Source organism: Bifidobacterium sp. POST2/T3 (B1) (genome assembly GCF_058197115.1).
Map to the genome: position 1 here is coordinate 1 of NZ_JBVPQK010000441.1, position 2,129 is coordinate 2,129.

Annotated in this window: 2 protein-coding genes; both read left to right on the forward strand. The window is 60.4% G+C overall.

The features are described 5' to 3' along the window. Positions 1-600: 600 nt before the first annotated feature. Positions 601-1,557: a nucleoside hydrolase gene (locus AC0AP0_RS12565; protein ID WP_144176715.1), complete on the forward strand. Its 957-nt coding sequence runs from the start codon at positions 601-603 to the stop codon at positions 1,555-1,557. Positions 1,558-1,608: 51 nt separating this feature from the next. Beyond that, positions 1,609-2,129: MFS transporter (locus tag AC0AP0_RS12570; RefSeq protein ID WP_490430442.1), on the forward strand; the 521-nt coding region annotated here is incomplete at its 3' end.

Consider the following 2,129-nt stretch of genomic DNA (forward strand, 5'->3'; position numbering starts at 1 on the left):
ACCAGTGCAAGAATGATGTCGCACAGCTGGGCGGCGACACCATCGCCAAGCTGGCCAAGCAGGTCTTCAACATCTGAGGCATCAGAATCAGAAGTATCAGATTTCATAAGGGCGGGCCGGTATCCAGTTCCGCCCTCTTCTTATGTCTGGTCTCATGCCCGGGCCCGGGCCTCTGCCTGGTTCGGTTGGCCGTGGCGGATCAGATGGGCCGGGCTGTCATGCAGGAAGTAGGCCAGCAGGGCCAGGGCGGTCATCAGTTGCAGATTGTGTCGTCGTCCTCGAATTGCGGCTTCGGGTTCCCCTTTCGCCAGATCATCCGGGCAAGATCAGCGTAATCATAGGCATTTGGGGGAGTAGCCTGTCGGTCCGGCTCGCCATTGTCAATCGGGGAATCGCCCGAAAAACCAGCTTCTGGATTCGCTATCCAGGCCCTGGTTGCCGGCTACATGAACATCTGAGGATATTGTCCACGACTTGCGCCTGTCATGGGCAGCGAAACTGCTCAATTTCGCATATGATAAACAAGCATCCACCACAAGGACATCGTGGATGTATAAGGCCATGGTTCCATACAGCCATGGCAATGAAAGGAAACATTGTATGCGTAAGCTGATTCTCGATCTGGACACTGGTGTCGACGACACTCTGGCCATCTCCTATGCCTTGGGCAGCCCCGAAGTTGAGCTGATCGGCATAACGGGCACCTATGGCAACGTGCTGCTGGAGCAGGGCATCCGCAACGATCTGGCCATCACCGACCTGCTGGGCCACCCCGAGGTCAAGGTCTATCCGGGTCTGTCCCACGCATCCAAGGCGGACTCTTTCGAGGTGCTGCCTGTCTCCGCCTTTATCCACGGAGAGAACGGCATCGGCGACGTAGCCATACCTGACTCCGACCGCAAGGCGGAGACGCAGTCGGCCGTGGACTTCATCATCGAAGCGGTCAATACCTACGGCAAGGATCTGGTCTACGTGCCCACCGGCCCCATGACCAACATCGCCGCCGCCCTGGCCAAGGAGCCTGATATTGCCCAGCGCATCGGCTCCATCGTGCTCATGGGCGGGGCTCTGACCGTGCCGGGCAATGTTGATGCCTGGCAAGAGGCCAATATCTCCCAGGATCCGGACGCGGCCGACGTGCTCTTCCGCTCCGGTGCGCCCGTGACCATGGTCGGCCTGGACGTGACGCTACAGACCCTGCTCACCTACAAGGAGACCGCCCGCTGGCGGCAGCTGGGTACTGCTGCAGGCACCTTCCTGGCGGATATGACCGACTTCTACATCAAGGCCTACGAGACCACCTCGCCGCACCTGGGTGGCTGCGGCCTGCACGATCCGCTGGCCGTGGGCGTGGCCGTGGATCCGACCCTGGTCACCACCCTGCCCATGAACATGAAGGTGGAAACCGAAGGAGCCACTCGCGGGCGCACCATCGGTGACGAGCAGCGGCTCAACGATCCGAATAAGACCATGCGCGTGGCCGTCGGCGTGGACGTGCCCCGTTTCCTGGACGAGTTCATGACCCGCATCACGAAGCTGGCCTCCAGGGCTGACTGAGGTCCGCCGTCCCCGGCAAGTTCACGCAAGAGAAAGAGAATTGAAGGCATCATGTCCGAAAAGCAATCTACCGAGGATTCGACAGCCGTACGATCGCTGATCCTGCTGCTGATTACCTTCGTCCTGGGCACCCTGTGCCTGCAAGGCTTCAACCTGGTCTTCCAGCAGGTCGGCAAGGACGCCGGCGCTCCCGACCAGGCCTCGCTGATCACGGCCCTGCCCAGCATCGTCCTGGGCATCGTCTGCTTCATCTACGGGTCCCTGGGCGATTTCGTATCCCTGCGCAAGCTGGTCACTTTCGGCCTGTGCATACTGTTCGTCGGGTCCGTGTATGGGTACGTGGCCAACACGATCATGGCCCCCAACATCTGGAATGTGATTGCGGCCCGGCTGCTGCAGACTGCGGGTGAGCAGGTGGCTGGCTCGGCCTACCTGGTCGTGGCCACCAAGTATCTCAAGCCCTCCCTGAAGGTGATCTTCTTCGGCATCTTCACTGCAGGCTACCAGGTGTCTGCAGCCATCGGCATCTTCGCCGCCGGTCTGCTCAGCTCCATAGCCTGGCAGTACCTCTT

Excerpts from the sequence above, each read along its gene's own strand:
- AC0AP0_RS12565 (WP_144176715.1), top strand. The coding sequence starts at position 601 with ATGCGTAAGCTGATTCTCGATCTGGACACTGGTGTCGACGACACTCTG.